We start from the raw sequence: 17601 nt of genomic DNA, 5'->3' as shown, positions 1-17601 counted from the left end.
CAGCGGCCGACGCGCACGACGCGGCGCGCGTTTCACCCAACGCTTGGGGATGGCCACATCAACACGGCCGGCCGACGAATACCGCCGGCGCATGCGTCAACGCGGGTGCCGCCACGTGCTGAAACAAGTTCGCCATGACCCCGTCTTCGCGCGGGTAGCCCGGTCGGCCCGGCGGCGCCGCAGTACCATCTGCTCGTGCCCGTCTCGAACCCCGACTCCACCGTCGCCCTGCGCGTTCTCGTCTACAGCGACAACGCCGACACGCGCCGGGAGGTGATCCAGGCGTTGGGGCGGCACCTGCACCCGGATCTGCCCGAGCTGAACTACGTGGAGGTGGCGACCGGCGCCATCGTCGTCCAGCGGATGGACGAAGGCGGGATCGATCTCGCCATCCTCGACGGGGAGGCGGCGCCGACGGGCGGCATGGGAATCGCCAAACAACTCAAGGACGAACTGGACACCTGCCCGCCCATCGTCGTGCTCACCGGCCGTCCCGACGACGCCTGGCTGGCCAAGTGGTCGCGTGCCGAAGCCGTGGTGCCGCATCCCATCGACCCCATCGTGCTGGGCCGCACAGTACTGGGCCTACTCCGCACGCCCGCGCGCTAGTCGGTTCACCGCACCAGGTTGCCGTGCCCGGGGCGTGGGCCACCGGTTGGCTGGCCGCGTGAGCCCGGTCCCCGACCGGCCGGTTGCGGTCGCGGCAACGGTCCGCGGACCACCATGCTCGATCAGCGCGGGCGACGTCCCAGGCCGACGATCTGCGGTTTCCCAGCGGACGGATCCTTCTCTCGGTCACGCACCGGGCAACCGATCTGATAGCCCACCCCGGGCAAGCGCTCCGGCCGCCGCGGCGCTATGTTGTAGTTCACTGCGACTCCAGAAAAACCCGACGGTCGCAGCAGCCCGGCCACCGCTCGGCCGCCGCCCATGCGGTTTCGAAGGCGGCCCGTACGACGGATCATGGAGCGAGTTGAACGTCTACCTACCCATCCTGGTACTGGGAGCCATCGCCGCCGCGTTTGCCGTGGGCTCGGTGGTGATCGCGAGTCTGGTTGGCCCGTCACGGTACAACCGGTCGAAGCTGGAGGCCTACGAGTGCGGGATCGAGCCCACCGACGACACCGCGCACACGACGGCCGGCCAGCGATTCCCGGTGAAGTACTACCTGACCGCGATGCTGTTCATCGTCTTCGACATCGAGATCGTGTTCCTGTATCCCTGGGCGGTCAGCTATGACGCACTGGGGACGTTCGCGCTGGCCGAAATGGTCGTGTTCATGCTCACGGTGTTCGTGGCCTACGCCTACGTGTGGCGCCGCGGGGGCCTGACGTGGGATTGAGAACCGACATAGGATCGAGGTAGGACGCGTGGGCCTGGAAGAACAGCTGCCCGGTGGGATTCTGCTGTCCACTGTCGAGAAGGTCGCGGGCTACGTGCGCAAGGGCTCACTGTGGCCGGCGACGTTCGGGTTGGCCTGCTGCGCAATCGAGATGATGGCGACGGCTGGGCCACGGTTCGACATCGCACGGTTCGGCATGGAGCGGTTCTCGGCGACACCGCGTCAGGCCGATCTGATGATCGTGGCCGGGCGGGTCAGCCAGAAGATGGCACCCGTGCTGCGCCAGATCTACGACCAGATGGCCGAGCCGAAATGGGTCCTTTCGATGGGCGTGTGCGCGTCGTCGGGCGGGATGTTCAACAACTACGCGATCGTGCAGGGCGTCGACCACGTGGTCCCGGTCGACATCTACCTGCCCGGCTGCCCCCCGCGCCCGGAGATGCTCCTGCACGCAATCCTCAAGCTGCACGAGAAGATTCAGCAGATGCCGCTCGGCGTCAACCGCGAACACGCCATCGCCGAGGCCGAAGCGGCGGCGCTGGCAGCTAGGCCCACCCTCGAGATGCGCGGGCTGCTGCGATGAGCTCATCAGACCAGGACCCGCAGCAGGCGGTGGCCCGCGCCGACGAGGAACTGATCGACGTCCGCCGCGGCATGTTCGGGGCCTCGGGCACCGGCGACACCTCCGGGTACGGCCGGCTGGTGCGCGAGGTCACGCTGCCGGGTAGCAGTTCCCGGCCCTACGGGGGCTACTTCGACGACGTCGCCGACCGGCTGGCCGAGGCGCTGGGGCGCGCCGGTGTCGAATTCGGCGACGCGATCGAGAAGGTCGTCGTGGACCGCGACGAGCTGACGTTGCACGTGCGCCGGGAGTTCCTGCCGCAGGTCGCCCAGCGATTGCGCGACGAACCCGAACTGCGGTTCGAGATGTGCCTGGGGGTCAGCGGCGTGCACTACCCGCATGAGGCGGGTCGCGAACTGCACGCTGTCTACCACCTGCAGTCGATCACCCACGGCCGCCGCGTGCGCCTGGAAGTGGCTGTGCCCGATAGCGATCCGCATATCCCGTCGCTGTACGCGGTCTACCCGACCAACGACTGGCACGAACGGGAGACCTACGACTTCTTCGGCATCGTCTTCGACGGGCACCCGTCGCTGACCCGCATCGAGATGCCCGACGACTGGCAGGGGCACCCGCAGCGCAAGGACTACCCGCTCGGCGGAGTCCCGGTGCAGTACAAGGGAGCACAGATACCCCCGCCCGACGAGCGGAGGGGCTACAACTGATGGCCGATACGTCAACGGCGCACGAGGGCAATGACGCCGGGGGGGCTGTCCTGGTCGCCGGTGGCCAGGACTGGGAGCAGGTCGTCGACGCGGCCCGCAAGGCGGACCCCGGTGAGCGCATCGTCGTCAACATGGGGCCCCAGCACCCGTCCACCCACGGGGTGCTGCGGCTGATCCTGGAGATCGAGGGCGAGACCGTCACCGAGGTCCGCTGCGGAATCGGCTACCTGCACACCGGGATCGAGAAGAACCTCGAGTACCGCTACTGGACCCAGGGCGTCACCTTCGTGACCCGGATGGATTATCTGTCGCCGCTTTTCAACGAGGCCGCCTACTGCTTGGGCGTGGAGAAGCTGCTCGGCATCACCGATCAGATCCCGGAGCGGGCCAGCGTCATCCGGGTGATGATGATGGAACTCAACCGGATCTCCTCGCATCTGGTCGCCCTGGCCACCGGCGGTATGGAGCTGGGCGCGATGACCCCGATGTTCGTCGGCTTCCGGGGCCGCGAGATCGTGCTCAAACTCTTCGAGTCGATCTCCGGCCTGCGCATGAACAACGCCTACATTCGTCCCGGTGGCGTGGCGCAGGACCTCCCGCCCAACGGGGCCGACGAGGTCGCGCGCGCGCTCGAGGAGTTGCGCGATCCGCTGCGCGAGATGGGCGCTCTGCTCAACGAGAACGCCATCTGGAAGGCCCGCACGGAGGGCGTCGGCTACCTGGACCTGACGGGGTGCATGGCGCTGGGGATCACCGGCCCGATCCTGCGGTCCACCGGCTTGCCCCTGGACGTGCGCAAGAGCGACCCCTACTGCGGATACGAGAACTACGAATTCGACGTGATCACCGCCGATACGTGTGACGCCTACGGTCGCTACATCATTCGCGTGAAAGAGATGTGGGAGTCGATGAAGATCGTGGAGCAGTGTTTGGACAAGCTGCGGCCGGGTCCGACGATGGTCGAGGACCGCAAGATCGCCTGGCCGGCCGATCTGAAGGTGGGCCCCGACGGCATGGGCAACTCAGAAGAGCACATCGCCAAGATCATGACCGGCTCGATGGAGTCGCTGATCCACCACTTCAAGCTCGTCACCGAGGGCATCCGGGTGCCGGCGGGCCAGGTCTACAGCGCGGTCGAATCGCCGCGGGGCGAGCTGGGGGTGCACATGGTCAGCGACGGCGGCACCCGCCCCTATCGGGTGCACTACCGGGACCCGTCGTTCACCAATCTGCAGTCGGTCGCCGCAATGTGCGAGGGCGGGATGGTCGCCGACCTGATCACCGCGGTGGCCAGCATCGACCCGGTGATGGGCGGGGTGGACCGATGACGGAGCCGAATGAGGGCGAGCGGGTGTTCATCCGGCTCGGACCGCCGCCAACCGAACCCAACCAGTTCGTGGTCGAGGGCGCGCCGCAGTCCTACCCGCCGGAGGTGCGGGCACGCCTGGAGGTCGACGCCAAGGAGATCATCGGCCGCTACCCCGACAAGCGTTCAGCACTGCTGCCGCTGCTGCACCTGATGCAGGCTCAGGACTCCTACCTGACGCCCGCAGGTCTCGAATTCTGCGGTGAGCAGCTCGGACTGACCGGGGCCGAGGTGTCGGCGGTGGCGAGCTTCTACACGATGTACCGCCGCGGCCCCACCGGCGACTACCTCGTCGGGGTCTGCACCAACACGCTGTGCGCCGTCATGGGCGGGGACGCGATCTTCGAGAGCCTCAAAGAGCACCTGGGCATCGGCAACGACGAGACGACGGACGACGGGTCGGTCACGCTGCAGCACATCGAATGCAACGCCGCCTGCGACTTCGCCCCGGTGGTGATGGTCAACTGGGAGTTCTTCGACAACCAGACACCCGAGTCGGCGCGCGAACTCGTCGACTCGCTGCGCTCGCGCACACCCAAACCGCCGACCCGCGGCGCCCCGCTGTGCGCCTTCCGGGAGACCTCGCGCATCCTGGCCGGCCTGCCCGACGAGCGGCCCGACCAGGGGCAGGGCGGCGCCGGTGCCGCGACGCTGGCCGGCCTGAAGGTGGCCCGGGAACTGGGCATGGACACCCCGCCGCGTCCGGAGGCGCAGTCATGACGACGTCTCAGGCAACTCCGCTGACCCCGGTCATCAGCCGCTTCTGGGACGACCCGGAGTCGTGGACGCTGCAGACCTATCTTCGCCACGACGGCTATCAGGGGATGAAGAAGGCCCTGGCGATGGATCCGGATGCGGTGATCGCCACCGTCAAGGACTCCGGGCTGCGCGGGCGCGGCGGCGCGGGCTTCTCGACCGGCACCAAGTGGTCGTTCATTCCGCAGGGCGACTCCGGGGCGGGCGCCAAGCCGCACTACCTGGTGGTCAACGCCGACGAGTCCGAACCCGGGACGTGCAAGGACATGCCGCTGATGCTGGCGACGCCGCACATGCTGGTCGAGGGCGTCATCATCGCGTCGTACGCGATCCGGGCCCACCACGCGTTCATCTACGTGCGCGGGGAGGTGCTGCCGGTGCTGCGCCGCCTGCAGAACGCGGTGGCCGAGGCCTACGCCGCCGGCTACCTGGGCCGCGACATCGACGGCTCGGGCTTCGACCTGGAGCTGGTGGTGCACGCCGGGGCGGGCGCGTACATCTGCGGTGAGGAGACGGCGCTGCTGGACTCGCTGGAGGGCCGGCGCGGCCAGCCGCGGCTGCGGCCGCCGTTTCCCGCCGTGGCCGGGCTCTACGGCTGCCCCACCGTGATCAACAACGTCGAATCGATCGCGAGCGTGCCGCCGATCATGCTGGGCGGCGTCGACTGGTTCCGGTCGATGGGCAGCGAGAAATCGCCCGGCTTCACCCTGTACTCGCTGTCCGGTCACGTCACCCGCCCGGGCCAGTACGAGGCCCCGCTGGGCATCACGCTGCGCGAGCTGCTGGCCTACGCCGGCGGGGTGCGGGCCGGGCACCGACTCAAGTTCTGGACCCCCGGCGGATCCTCGACCCCACTGCTCACCGACGAGCACCTCGACGTGCCGCTGGACTACGAGGGCGTGGGCGCGGTGGGCTCGATGCTGGGCACCAAGGCGCTGGAGATCTTCGACGAGACCACCTGCGTGGTGCGCGCCGTTCGCCGCTGGACGGAGTTCTACAAGCACGAGTCGTGCGGGAAGTGCACGCCGTGCCGGGAGGGCACCTTCTGGCTGGATCAGATCTACGAGCGGCTCGAGACGGGTGGAGGCACACCCGAGGACATCGACAAGCTGCTCGACATCTCCGACGCGATCCTGGGAAGGGCGTTCTGCGCGTTGGGCGATGGCGCCGCCAGCCCGGTGATGTCGTCGATCCAGCACTTCCGGGACGAGTACATCGCCCACGTCGAAGGCGGCGGGTGCCCGTTCGACCCCAAAGACTCGATGCTGAACCCCAACGGAAAGGTATGACCGTCACATGACGGCTGCGGCCAAACCTGAGACCGGCGGCGAGGTGAGCCGACCCGAGATGGTGACACTGACCATCGACGGCAACGAGATCAGCGTGCCCAAGGGCACGCTGGTGATCCGCGCAGCCGAGCTGATGGGCATCCAGATCCCGCGCTTCTGCGACCACCCGCTGCTCGACCCTGTCGGCGCGTGCCGGCAGTGCCTGGTCGAGGTCGAGGGGCAACGCAAGCCGATGGCGTCGTGCACCACGGTGGCCACCGACGACATGGTGGTACACACCCAGCTGACCTCCGCGGTCGCCGACAAGGCCCAGCACGGCGTGATGGAACTGCTGCTGATCAACCATCCGCTGGACTGCCCGATGTGCGACAAGGGCGGCGAGTGCCCGCTGCAGAACCAGGCGATGTCCAACGGCCGCACCGACTCTCGCTTCACCGATGTCAAGCGCACCTTCGCCAAGCCGATCAACATCTCCTCGCAGGTGCTGCTGGACCGGGAGCGCTGCATCCTGTGCGCCCGCTGCACCCGGTTCTCCGAGCAGATCGCCGGCGACCCGTTCATCGACATGCAGGAGCGGGGCGCGCTGCAGCAGGTCGGCATCTACGCCAGCGAGCCGTTCGACTCGTACTTTTCGGGCAACACCGTGCAGATCTGCCCGGTCGGGGCGCTGACCGGGATGGCCTACCGGTTCCGGGCCCGCCCGTTCGACCTGGTCTCCAGCCCCAGCGTCTGCGAGCACTGCGCCTCGGGCTGCGCGCAGCGCACCGACCACCGCCGCGGCAAGGTGCTGCGCCGGTTGGCCGGCGACGACCCCGAGGTCAACGAGGAGTGGAACTGCGACAAGGGCCGGTGGGCTTTCACCTACGCGACCGCACCCGACGTGATCACCACCCCGCTGATCCGCGGCGACGACGGCGAGCTGGCACCCGTGTCGTGGTCGCACGCGATGACCATGGCGATCCGGGGCCTCGATGCGGCCCGCGGGCGCACCGGTGTGCTGGTCGGCGGCCGGGCCACCCTGGAAGACGCCTACGCGTACTCCAAGTTCGCCCGAATCGTGCTGGAAAGCAACGATATCGACTTCCGCGCCCGCCCGAACTCGGCCGAGGAGGCCGCCTTCCTGGCGGCGCGGATCGCCGGTCGGCGCGACGTCGGCTATTCCGATCTGGAATCGGCGCCGGTGGTGCTGCTGGTCGGGTTCGAGCCGGAAGAAGAGTCGCCGATCGTGTTCCTGCGGCTGCGCAAGGCCGCCCGCAAGCGCGGCGTCGCCGTCTACGCGGTGGCGCCGTTCGCGACCCGCGCGCTGCACAAGATGGCGGGCCGGCTGCTGCAGACCGCTCCCGGTGCCGAACCGGCCGCGCTGGACGGGCTGGCCACCGGCGAGGTGGGCGAGCTGCTGTCGGCTCCTGGCGCGGTCATCATGGTCGGCGAGCGCCTGGCCGCGGTGCCCGGCGGACTGTCGGCCGCCGCACGGCTTGCCGACGCCACCGGGGCCCGGCTGGCGTGGGTGCCGCGGCGGGCCGGCGAGCGCGGCGCGCTGGAGGCCGGGGCGTTGCCCGGCCTGCTGCCCGGTGGCCGCCCAGTGCACGACGAGACCGCCCGCGCGCAGATCGCCGCGGCGTGGCACGTCTCCGACTTGCCGTCCGCCGGTGGGCGTGACGTGGCCGGCATCCTGGCCGGCGCCGCCGACGGGACGCTGGCGGCGCTGGTGGTGGGCGGTGTCGAGCCCGACGACTTCGCCGACCCCGACGCGGTACTGGCTGCGCTGGACGCCGCCGGGTTCGTGGTCAGCCTGGAACTGCGGCACAGCGCCGTCACGGAGCGCGCCGACATCGTGTTCCCGGTCGCACCGACATCGCAGAAGGCCGGGGCCTTCGTCAACTGGGAGGGCCGCTACCGCCCGTTCGACGCCGCGCTGCACGGCACCACCCGACAGGCCGCCCAGTCCGACCATCAGGTGCTCGACGCGCTGGCCGACGAGATGGGCATCTATCTGGGGCTCTCGACCGCCGACGCCGCCCGCGCCGAACTCGCCGGGCTGGGCACCTGGGACGGCAACTGGGCCGCCGGTCCCGACATCGCGGCACCGCAGCCCGCCGCGTCCGGTGGCGGGCCGGACAGTGTTGGGCCGGAAAAAGGACAAGCCGTGTTGACCGGCTGGCGAATGTTGCTGGACGGCGGCCGGATGCAGGACGGCGAGCCGCACCTGGCCGGTACCGCGCGAACACCCGTGGCGCGGTTGTCGGCCGGCACGGCGGCCGAGATCGGCGTCGCCGACGGCGAAGCGGTCACGGTCGGCACGCCGCGCGGCTCGATCACGCTGCCGCTGAGCGTCACCGACATGCCCGACCGGGTGGTGTGGCTCCCGCTGAATTCGCCGGGCTCGGCGGTGCACCGGGAACTGGGCGTCACGGTGGGCAGCATCGTGAAGATCGGAGTGACCCGATGACCCTGAGCGCCTTCGGACACGACACCTGGTGGCTGGTGCTGGGCAAAGCGCTCGCCGTCTTCGTGTTCCTCATGCTCAACGTGCTGGTCGCGATCCTGCTGGAGCGCAAGATTCTGGGCTGGATGCAGCTGCGGCCCGGGCCCAACCGGGTGGGGCCGTGGGGCGTGCTGCAGAGCCTGGCCGACGGGATCAAGCTGGCGCTCAAGGAAAGCATCACCCCCAAGGGTGTCGACTGGTTCGTCTACATGGCGGCGCCGGCGATCTCGACGATCCCGGCGTTCACCGCCTTCGCGTTCATCCCGTTCGGCCCGGTGGTGTTGGTGTTCGGCCACCGGACGCCGTTGCAGCTGACCGACCTTCCGGTCGCGGTGCTGTTCATCCTGGGACTCTCGGCGATCGGCGTGTACGGCATCGTGCTCGGCGGGTGGGCATCGGGGTCCACCTACCCGTTGCTGGGTGGGGTCCGCTCGACCGCCCAGGTCATCTCCTACGAGGTCGCCATGGGACTGTCGTTCGCGGCGGTGTTCCTCTACGCCGGTTCGATGTCGACGTCGCAGATCGTCGCCTCCCAGAACCGGGTCTGGTATGTGTTCCTGCTGCTGCCGTCATTCATCATCTATCTCATCTCGATGGTCGGCGAAACCAACCGTGCGCCATTCGATCTGCCCGAGGCCGAGGGTGAACTGGTCGCAGGGTTCCACACCGAGTACTCCTCGCTGAAGTTCGCGCTGTTCATGCTGGCCGAGTACGTCAACATGATGACGGTCTCCTCGCTCGCCACGGCCCTGTTCTTCGGCGGCTGGCACGCGCCGTGGCCGCTGAACATGTGGGCGGGCGCCGACACCGGATGGTGGCCGGTGCTCTGGTTCACCGCCAAGATGTGGACCTTCCTGTTCATCTACATGTGGCTGCGCGCCAGCCTGCCCCGACTGCGCTACGACCAGTTCATGGCGTTGGGCTGGAAACTGTTGATCCCGGCCTCGCTGGCGTGGGTCTTGATCGCGGCGTTCATCCGTACGCTGCGCGACCAGGGCTACCCGCATTGGACCCCGGTGCTGGTGGTCAGCAGCGTCGTGTTCGCCGCGGTACTGGTGGCGCTGTTGCGAAAACCGTTCAGCAATCCCGGGGTACGCGCGATGGAGCGCGAGTTGCGCCGCCGCGCCAAAGGTAGCGGTGGCCCGGCCCTCGAGTCGGCGTTCCCGGTGCCGCCGCTTCCGACGAAGACGCTGCCGATGAAAGCGCTGGCGACCCCGATCGGTGCGAGCAAGGAGAATGCACGTGGCTAAGTTCCTGGACGCCAGATTCTTAGACGCCGTAGCCGGATTCGGCGTGACGTTCGCCGCGATGTTCAAAAAGCGCGTCACTGAGGGCTACCCCGAGAAGCCGGGGCCGGTGGCGCCCCGCTACCACGGCCGTCACCAGCTCAACCGCTACGCCGACGGCCTGGAGAAGTGCATCGGCTGCGAACTGTGTGCGTGGGCCTGCCCCGCGGACGCCATCTACGTCGAGGGCGCCGACAACACCGAGGAGCAACGGTTCTCCCCCGGTGAGCGCTACGGCCGCGTGTACCAGATCAACTATCTGCGCTGCATCGGCTGCGGGCTGTGCATCGAGGCCTGCCCGACCAGGGCATTGACGATGACCAACCACTACGAGATGGCCGACGACAACCGCGCCGACCTGATCTACGAGAAGGACCGGCTGCTGGCCCCGCTGCTGGCCGACATGCTCGCGCCGCCGCACCCCCGGACCCCCGGCGCCACCGACAAGGACTACTACCAGGGCAACGTGACCGCGCAGGGCCTGCACGAACACCAGAGTGCCGGGGAATCCCGGTGACCGGGTCCACCGTCCATCTGCTGGCCGCCGACGCCATCGTCCGCACCTCCACCGGTGAAGCGGTGACGTTCTGGTTGCTGGGGGCGCTCGCGTTGATCGGCGCGCTCGGGGTGGTGCTGGCCGTCAACGCCGTCTACTCGGCGATGTTCCTGGCGATGACGATGATCATCCTGGCGGTGTTCTACATGGTCCAGGACGCGCTGTTCCTCGGCGTCGTCCAGGTCGTGGTCTACACGGGCGCGGTGATGATGCTGTTCCTGTTCGTGCTGATGCTGATCGGCGTGGACACCGCCGAGTCCCTGAAGGAGACGCTGCGCGGGCAGCGTGTCGCGGCCGTCGTGACCGGGGTCGCCTTCGGCGTCCTGCTGGTCGCTGCGATCGGCCACGTGGCGACGGGCAGCTTCGCCGGGCTGGGCAGCGCCAACGCCAACGGCAACGTGGAAGGCCTGGCGGCGCTGATCTTCTCGCGTTACCTGTGGGCCTTCGAGCTGACCAGCGCGCTGCTGATCACCGCGGCCGTCGGGGCGATGGTGCTGGCGCACCGGGAGCGGTTCGAGCGCCGCAAGACCCAACGGGAGCTCTCGCAGGAACGCTTCCGGCCCGGCGGGCATCCCACGCCGCTGCCCAACCCCGGCGTCTTCGCACGCCGCAACGCCGTCGACACCGCCGCGCTGCTGCCCGACGGTTCGTACTCGGACATGTCGGTGTCGCCGATCCTGCGCAGGCACACCGGCGACGGCACGCAGCTTCCCGCCCGGGAAGCGAGCCCGAGCCTGCCCCAAGGGGGTGCGTCGTGAATCCGGCCAACTACCTGTACCTCTCGGCCCTGCTGTTCACCATCGGGGCCTCGGGTGTGCTGATGCGCCGCAACGCCATCGTGATGTTCATGTGCGTCGAGTTGATGCTCAACGCCGTCAACCTGGCGTTCGTCACCTTCGCCCGGATGCACGGCCACCTGGACGGGCAGATGATCGCGTTCTTCACGATGGTGGTGGCCGCGTGCGAGGTCGTGATCGGCCTGGCCATCATCATGACGATTTTCCGTGCCCGCAAATCGGCGTCCGTCGACGACGCGAACCTACTCAAAGGCTGAGAACGCCACCGTGACGAATCTCTTGGGGACTCACTACTCCTGGCTGCTGGTGGCCTTGCCGCTGGCGGGTGCCGCGATCCTGCTGTTCGGCGGTCGGCGCACCGACGCGTGGGGCCACTGGCTGGGCTGCACCGCGGCCCTCGCCTCGTTCGGGGTGGGCGCCACCCTGCTGGCCGACCTGCTGGGACGCAGCGCAGACGACCGCACGATCCACCAGAAGCTGTACACCTGGATCCCGGTCAACCAGCTGCAGGTCGACCTCGGGATCCAGATCGACCAACTGTCCATGTGTTTCGTGCTGCTGATCACCGGGGTCGGCTCGCTGATCCACATCTACTCGGTCGCCTACATGGCCGAGGACCCGGACCGCCGCCGCTTTTTCGGTTACCTCAACCTGTTCCTGGCCTCGATGCTGCTGCTGGTGGTCGCCGACAACTACGTCGTGCTCTACGTCGGCTGGGAGGGCGTCGGCCTGGCTTCCTACCTGCTGATCGGCTTCTGGTACCACAAGCCGACGGCGGCCACGGCGGCCAAGAAGGCATTCGTGATGAACCGGGTCGGCGACGCCGGCCTCGCGCTGGGAATGTTCCTGATGTTCGGCACTTTCGGGACGCTGTCTTATGCGGGCGTGTTCGCCGCCGCGCCGGCCGCGGGCTCCGGCACGCTGAACGCGATAGGGTTGCTGTTGCTGCTGGGCGCGTGCGCCAAGTCCGCGCAGGTCCCGCTGCAGGCCTGGTTGGGCGACGCGATGGAGGGCCCCACCCCGGTGTCTGCGCTGATCCACGCCGCCACCATGGTGACCGCCGGGGTGTACCTGATCGTGCGATCCAACCCGCTGTACAACCTGGCGCCCGGGGCGCAGCTGGCGGTGGTCGTCGTCGGCGCCGTCACGTTGATGCTGGGCGCGATCATCGGCTGCGCCAAAGACGACATCAAACGCGCCCTGGCCGCCTCCACGATGAGCCAGATCGGCTACATGGTGCTGGCGGGCGGCCTGGGCCCGGCCGGCTACGCGTTCGCGATCATGCACCTGTTGACCCACGGGTTCTTCAAGGCCGGGTTGTTCCTGGGCTCCGGTGCGGTGATCCACGGGATGAACGAGGAGCAGAACATGCGCCGCTACGGCGGGCTGCGCGCCGCCTTGCCGGTCACCTTCGCCACGTTCGGGTTCGCCTACCTCGCGATCATCGGTGTGCCGCCGTTTTCGGGCTTCTTCTCCAAGGACCCCATCATCGAGGCGGCGCTGGACTCCGGCGGGATCCGCGGATACGTGCTGGGCGGCACCGCGCTGCTGGGCGCGGGGGTCACCGCGTTCTACATGACGCGGGTCATGCTGATGACCTTCTTCGGCGAAAAGCGCTGGGCGCCGGGCGCTCATCCGCACGAGGCGCCGCCGCTGATGACGTGGCCGATGATCCTGCTCGCCTTCGGCTCGGTGTTCGCCGGCGGCCTGCTGGCCATCGGCGGCACCCTGCAGCACTGGCTCGAACCGGTCGTCGGCGCGCACGAAGGGACGGCCCACGCCCTACCTGCCTGGGCCACCACCAGCGTGACCTTGACCGTCGTCGCCGTCGGCATCGCGGTGGCCTACGCCAAGTACGGCAGGTTGGCGATCCCGCGGGTGGCCCCGCTGTCGGTCTCCCCGGCGACGACGGCCGCGCGCGCCGACCTCTACGGCGATGCCTTCAACGAGGAGGTGTTCATGCGCCCCGGCGCCCAGCTGACGCACGCGCTGACCGAATTCGACGATGCGGGTGTGGACGGCTCGGTCAACGCCCTCGCGGCGCTGGTGAGCGCGACGTCGAACCGACTGCGGGGACTGCAGACCGGGTACGCGCGCAACTACGCATTGTCCATGCTGGCGGGCACCACGCTGGTGGTCGCCCTGATCCTGGCGGTGAGGTTCTGGTGAACGGGGCTTGGATGGGTAATGTCCCCTGGCTGAGCATTCTGTGGCTGGTGCCGCTGGCGGGTGCCGCGCTGGTCATCCTGCTGCCACCCGGGCTGCGGCAGCTCGCCAAGTGGGTCGGCCTGACCTTCGGCCTGCTGACGCTGGCGGTGGCGCTCGTGGTCACCGCGGGTTTCAAGCCCGGGGGCGCCGCGTACCAGTTCGTCGAAAGCCGTTCGTGGATCCCGTCGTTCGGCGCCGGCTACACCCTGGGCGTGGACGGCATCGCCGTGGTGCTGGTGCTGCTGACCGTCGTGCTGATTCCGGTGCTGCAGGTGGCCGGCTGGAACGACGGTGGCGAACGCAGCCGCGGCGCGCACGCCTACGTGGCGCTTACGCTGGCGATCGAATCGATGGTGCTGGTCTCGGTGATCGCCCTGGACGTGTTGCTGTTCTACGTGTTCTTCGAGGCCATGCTGATCCCGATGTACTTCCTGATCGGCGGCTTCGGTCAGGGTTCGGGCCGCTCCCGCGCCGCGGTGAAGTTCCTGCTGTACAACCTGTTCGGCGGGCTGATCATGCTGGCCGCGGTGATCGGGTTGTACGTGGTGACCGCGCAGCACGGTGCGGGCACCTTCGACTTCCGGACCATCGTCGACGCGGTGCAGAACGGGCGCCTGGGCGCCGATCCCGCAGTGCTCAAGACGCTGTTCGCAGGCTTCATGTTCGCCTTCTCGATCAAGGCGCCGCTGTGGCCGTTCCACCGGTGGCTGCCCGACGCCTGTGTGGAGGCCACGCCCGCGGCCGCGGTGTTGATCACGGCGGTGATGGACAAGGTCGGCACTTTCGGCATGCTGCGCTACTGCCTGCAACTGTTTCCCGATGCCTCGGCGTATTTCCGGCCGCTGATCGTGACGTTGGCCATCGTCGGCGTCATCTACGGCGCCGTCGTGGCGATCGGCCAGAAAGACATGATGCGCCTGATCGCCTACACCTCGATCTCGCACTTCGGGTTCATCATCGCGGGCATCTTCGTGATGACCAGCCAGGGCCAGAGCGGGTCGACGCTGTACATGCTCAACCACGGCCTGTCGACGGCGGCGGTGTTCCTGATCGCCGGGTTCCTGGTGACGCGGCGCGGAAGCCGGTTGATCGCCGACTACGGGGGGGTGCAGAAGGTGGCGCCGGTGCTGGCGGGCACCTTCCTGGTGGCCGGCATGGCCACCCTGTCGCTGCCCGGGCTGGCGCCGTTCGTCAGCGAATTCCTGGTCCTGCTGGGCACTTTCAACCGGTACTGGCTGGCCGGCGCGTTCGGGGTCACCGCACTGGTCCTGGCGGCCGTCTACATGCTGTGGCTCTACCAGCGGGTGATGACCGGACCGGTGGCAGCGGGCAACGAGAAGATCACCGACCTCAAGCCGCGTGAACTGCTCGTCGTGACCCCGTTGATCGCGCTGCTGATCGGTCTCGGGGTCTACCCCAAGCCGGTGCTGGAGTTGATCAACCCGGCCGTCGCCAACACGATGACCACCATCGGCCAGCACGATCCCGCGCCGAGCGTGCCCCCGGGCACCGGTCTACCCCGCACAGCCGAAGGACCGCATCGATGATCCTGCTCCCCTCCCCCAGCATCGAGTACTTCCTGCTGAGCCCGATGCTCATCGTGTTCGGCGTCGCGGTGGCCGGCGTGCTGGCCGAGGCGTTCGTGCCGCGCAGGTTCCGCTACGGCGCCCAGGTGAGCCTTGCTCTCGGCGGTTTGGTCGCGGCGTTCGTCGCGGTCGTCGTGGTGAGCCGCTCGGTGTGCCCGTGCGGGCGCGCCGCGGTGCTCGGCGCGATGGCCGTCGACCGCACTGCGCTGTACCTGCAGGGCACGGTGCTGCTGGTGGCCGTGCTGGCGGTCGTCTTCATGGCCGAACGCACGCAGACCAAGGCGGTAAGCACGGTGGCCCTGGGAGTTTCAGGGGGCGCTTCACGGGCGGTCGGCCTGGATTCGTTCACCCCGCAGGCCTTCGCGGTGCCCGGCAGCGACGCCGAGATCGAGGCGGAGCGGGCCGGGGCCGCACAGACGGAACTTTTCCCGCTGACGATGCTGTCGGTCGGCGGCATGATGGTGTTCCCCGCGTCCAACGACCTGCTGACCATGTTCGTCGCGCTGGAAGTGCTGTCGCTGCCTCTGTACCTGATCTGTGGGCTGGCCCGTCATCGCCGACTGCTGTCGCAGGAGTCGGCGATGAAATACTTCCTGCTGGGCGCTTTCTCGTCGGCGTTCTTCCTCTACGGCGTGGCGCTGATCTACGGCGCGACCGGCACGCTGCTGCTGCCCGGTATCCGCACAGCGCTTGGCGCCCACGGCGATACGTCGATGGCGCTGGTCGGTGTCGCGCTGCTCTCCGTCGGCTTGCTGTTCAAGGTCGGCGCGGTCCCCTTCCACTCCTGGATTCCCGACGTCTACCAGGGCGCCCCCACCCCGGTCACCGGATTCATGGCGGCGGCAACCAAGGTCGCGGCGTTCGGCGCGCTGCTGCGGGTGGTCTACGTGGCGCTGCCGCCGCTGCACGACCAGTGGCGCCCGGTGTTGTGGACGATCTCCATCCTCACCATGGCGGTGGGCACGATCACCGCGGTGAACCAGACCGACGTCAAGCGGCTGCTGGCCTACTCGTCGGTCGCCCATGTGGGATTCATCCTCACCGGTGTCATCGCCGACAACCAGTCGGGGCTCTCGGCCACGTTGTTCTACCTGCTCGCGTACAGCTTCAGCACGATGGGGGCATTCGCCGTCGTGGGCCTGGTCCGCGACACCGACGGCGTCGAGGATGCCACCGTGACCCACTGGGCCGGGCTCGGGCGGCGCTCACCCCTCGTAGGAGCGACGTTCTCGATTTTGCTGCTGGCCTTCGCCGGTATCCCGCTGACGAGCGGATTCGTCAGCAAGCTCGCCGTGTTCCGGGCCGCCGCCCAGGGTGGGGCGGCGCCGCTGGTGGTCGTCGGTGTGATCGCCAGCGGGGTGGCGGCGTATTTCTATGTGCGCGTGATCGTTTCGATGTTCTTCGCCGAGGCGACCGGCGACACGGCCCACGTGGTCGCTCCCGGCATCCTCAGCAAGGCCGCGATCGCCGTCTGCGTGGTGGTCACCGTGGCGCTGGGAATCTTCCCGCAGCCGCTGCTGGACCTGGCTGATCACGCCGCCCACCTGCTGCACTGAAGCCTGCGCTGAAGCTGCTGCCCCAAATGCCCTGAAGGGCAAGTCGGCTTCAGAGTTCCTTGGCCGCCGTCGAAGAGTCGGGGCCGTGTCCGTCGAGGTTGAAAAGGCCGGAACTGTCGTCGCCGGAGGTCCCGACACCGGAGGTGTAGGTCGGGCGGGTCAGGCCGTTGGTGGCCGAGTTGCCGTCGCCGGAGTTGTTCGCGCCGATCGCACCGCCCGCGTCGAATCCGCCGGCGTTGTACGAACCCGCGTTGGCCATGCCATCGTTGGAGCCGCCCGCGTTGAAGGCACCCATGTCGTTGGAGCCGGCATTGAACAGCCCGAAGTCCTGGGAGCCGCTGTTGCCGAAACCGACGTTGCCGTGGCCGGAGTTGAAGAAGCCGATGGCGTCGCCGACGTTGACGACACCGAAGTTGCTACGTGAACGGCCGCGCGGCCAGCACGAACGTCGCCAACGCACCCGGCGGCGCGAGCAGCGGCAGCCACGGCAACTGCAACGGGAACGACACTGCAACTGCAACTGCAACTGCAACGGGAACGACACCGCAACCAACCCGACCGACGTGAAGCACAGGGCGGAAACCCATGTGGCCCTGCTGCCGATGACGACGGCCGCCGACGCGCCGGCGGCGTGACGCGACACCAAATACGCCGCGGCGCACAGCCCCGCCAGGCCAACGGGTACGGGCGGTGGCCCGGACACCGCGATCGTGACGACCACGAGCAACACGGCAAGCGTTGCCGCCCAGTGCGACGATCCCGGCGCGATCACCGTGCCGCAGCGCGGTCTGCACCACCTGGGCCGCTCCGCGTACGGTCCGTTCGGCGGCCTTGGTCGCCGGGCCGGCCGGCTGACGACAGGTGTCGATCAGCACCACCATGTCGGCGGCGCGGTCGGTCAGCCGTTTCGTCACATGCAGCGCCCGGCGGCGCGCACTCACCGGCCAGTTCACCGCCCGCAATTGGTCGCCCGGCACGTAAGCCCGGACGTCGGCGTATTCGACGCCCGGGCCGGCATACCGGGTCAGGTGGGAGCCCAGGCGGTCGAGCAACTCGGTCTGCGGGATCGGCGTCGACTGCGGCGGCG

16 protein-coding genes and 1 pseudogene are annotated in these 17601 nt (G+C 68.6%); 15 read left to right on the top strand and 2 right to left on the bottom strand.

The genetic code is table 11. From position 1 onward, the window contains the following. Nucleotides 1-195: 195 nt before the first annotated feature. The 15 genes from ACOJVU_RS08065 to nuoN all read left to right on the top strand — a co-directional run bounded on the left by ACOJVU_RS08065 (nt 196) and on the right by nuoN (nt 16514). On the top strand, nt 196-609 hold the full coding sequence (locus ACOJVU_RS08065; protein ID WP_421529289.1) for a hypothetical protein: 414 nt from the start codon (nt 196-198) through the stop codon (nt 607-609). A gap of 364 nt (nt 610-973) precedes the next feature. Next, a complete protein-coding gene (locus tag ACOJVU_RS08060; RefSeq protein ID WP_421529288.1) occupies nt 974-1342 on the top strand; it encodes an NADH-quinone oxidoreductase subunit A in 369 nt (122 codons plus the stop codon). A gap of 28 nt (nt 1343-1370) precedes the next feature. Continuing rightward, nucleotides 1371-1925 carry a NuoB/complex I 20 kDa subunit family protein gene (locus ACOJVU_RS08055; protein WP_421529287.1) on the top strand — a complete coding sequence of 185 codons (555 nt, stop codon included), beginning with the start codon at nt 1371-1373 and terminating at the stop codon, nt 1923-1925. Continuing rightward, nucleotides 1922-2629: an NADH-quinone oxidoreductase subunit C gene (locus ACOJVU_RS08050; RefSeq protein ID WP_421529286.1), complete on the top strand. Its 708-nt coding sequence runs from the start codon at nt 1922-1924 to the stop codon at nt 2627-2629. The genes ACOJVU_RS08055 and ACOJVU_RS08050 overlap by 4 nt, the downstream gene beginning before the upstream one ends. Then, entirely contained in the window at nt 2629-3957 is a 1329-nt protein-coding gene (nuoD, locus tag ACOJVU_RS08045) for an NADH dehydrogenase (quinone) subunit D (RefSeq protein WP_421529285.1), read from the top strand. Before ACOJVU_RS08050 ends, nuoD begins: the two co-directional genes overlap by 1 nt. Then, on the top strand, nt 3954-4715 hold the full coding sequence (gene nuoE / locus ACOJVU_RS08040; RefSeq protein WP_421529284.1) for an NADH-quinone oxidoreductase subunit NuoE: 762 nt from the start codon (nt 3954-3956) through the stop codon (nt 4713-4715). The genes nuoD and nuoE overlap by 4 nt, the downstream gene beginning before the upstream one ends. Further along, nucleotides 4712-6040: an NADH-quinone oxidoreductase subunit NuoF gene (gene nuoF, locus ACOJVU_RS08035; RefSeq protein ID WP_421529283.1), complete on the top strand. Its 1329-nt coding sequence runs from the start codon at nt 4712-4714 to the stop codon at nt 6038-6040. Before nuoE ends, nuoF begins: the two co-directional genes overlap by 4 nt. 7 nt (nt 6041-6047) lie before the next feature. After that, entirely contained in the window at nt 6048-8489 is a 2442-nt protein-coding gene (locus ACOJVU_RS08030; RefSeq protein WP_421529282.1) for an NADH-quinone oxidoreductase subunit G, read from the top strand. Between the two features lie 2 nt (nt 8490-8491). Then, nucleotides 8492-9775, top strand: a complete 1284-nt coding sequence (nuoH, locus tag ACOJVU_RS08025) for an NADH-quinone oxidoreductase subunit NuoH (protein WP_421529308.1) — start codon at nt 8492-8494, stop codon at nt 9773-9775. Continuing rightward, entirely contained in the window at nt 9768-10328 is a 561-nt protein-coding gene (gene nuoI / locus ACOJVU_RS08020; RefSeq protein ID WP_421529281.1) for an NADH-quinone oxidoreductase subunit NuoI, read from the top strand. The genes nuoH and nuoI overlap by 8 nt, the downstream gene beginning before the upstream one ends. Nucleotides 10329-10345: 17 nt before the next feature. Further along, nucleotides 10346-11125 carry an NADH-quinone oxidoreductase subunit J gene (locus tag ACOJVU_RS08015; protein WP_421529307.1) on the top strand — a complete coding sequence of 260 codons (780 nt, stop codon included), beginning with the start codon at nt 10346-10348 and terminating at the stop codon, nt 11123-11125. After that, complete coding sequence (gene nuoK / locus ACOJVU_RS08010) at nt 11122-11421, top strand: NADH-quinone oxidoreductase subunit NuoK (RefSeq protein WP_076245354.1); 300 nt, start codon at nt 11122-11124, stop codon at nt 11419-11421. Before ACOJVU_RS08015 ends, nuoK begins: the two co-directional genes overlap by 4 nt. Nucleotides 11422-11431: 10 nt before the next feature. After that, the gene (gene nuoL / locus ACOJVU_RS08005; protein WP_421529280.1) at nt 11432-13333 is read left to right on the top strand and encodes an NADH-quinone oxidoreductase subunit L; all 1902 of its coding nucleotides are present in this window, start codon (nt 11432-11434) and stop codon (nt 13331-13333) included. An 11-nt stretch (nt 13334-13344) separates the two neighbouring features. Then, nucleotides 13345-14919: an NADH-quinone oxidoreductase subunit M gene (locus tag ACOJVU_RS08000; protein WP_421529279.1), complete on the top strand. Its 1575-nt coding sequence runs from the start codon at nt 13345-13347 to the stop codon at nt 14917-14919. Beyond that, on the top strand, nt 14919-16514 hold the full coding sequence (gene nuoN / locus ACOJVU_RS07995; protein WP_421529306.1) for an NADH-quinone oxidoreductase subunit NuoN: 1596 nt from the start codon (nt 14919-14921) through the stop codon (nt 16512-16514). Before ACOJVU_RS08000 ends, nuoN begins: the two co-directional genes overlap by 1 nt. A gap of 49 nt (nt 16515-16563) precedes the next feature. On the opposite strand, the gene ACOJVU_RS07990 is transcribed toward nuoN, so the two are convergent. Together ACOJVU_RS07990 and ACOJVU_RS07985 are read right to left on the bottom strand one after the other, a co-directional pair. Further along, nucleotides 16564-17235, bottom strand: coding sequence for a hypothetical protein (locus tag ACOJVU_RS07990; RefSeq protein WP_421529278.1), 672 nt, complete (start codon nt 17233-17235; stop codon nt 16564-16566). A gap of 7 nt (nt 17236-17242) precedes the next feature. After that, nucleotides 17243-17601, bottom strand: a pseudogene (locus tag ACOJVU_RS07985) (DUF58 domain-containing protein); the annotation flags it as partial.

This window comes from Mycobacterium sp. THU-M104, assembly GCF_049197365.1.
Taxonomy (GTDB): domain Bacteria; phylum Actinomycetota; class Actinomycetes; order Mycobacteriales; family Mycobacteriaceae; genus Mycobacterium.
The sequence above is the reverse complement of the archived record's forward strand: the minus strand, read 5'-3'. Positions and strand labels throughout refer to the sequence as shown.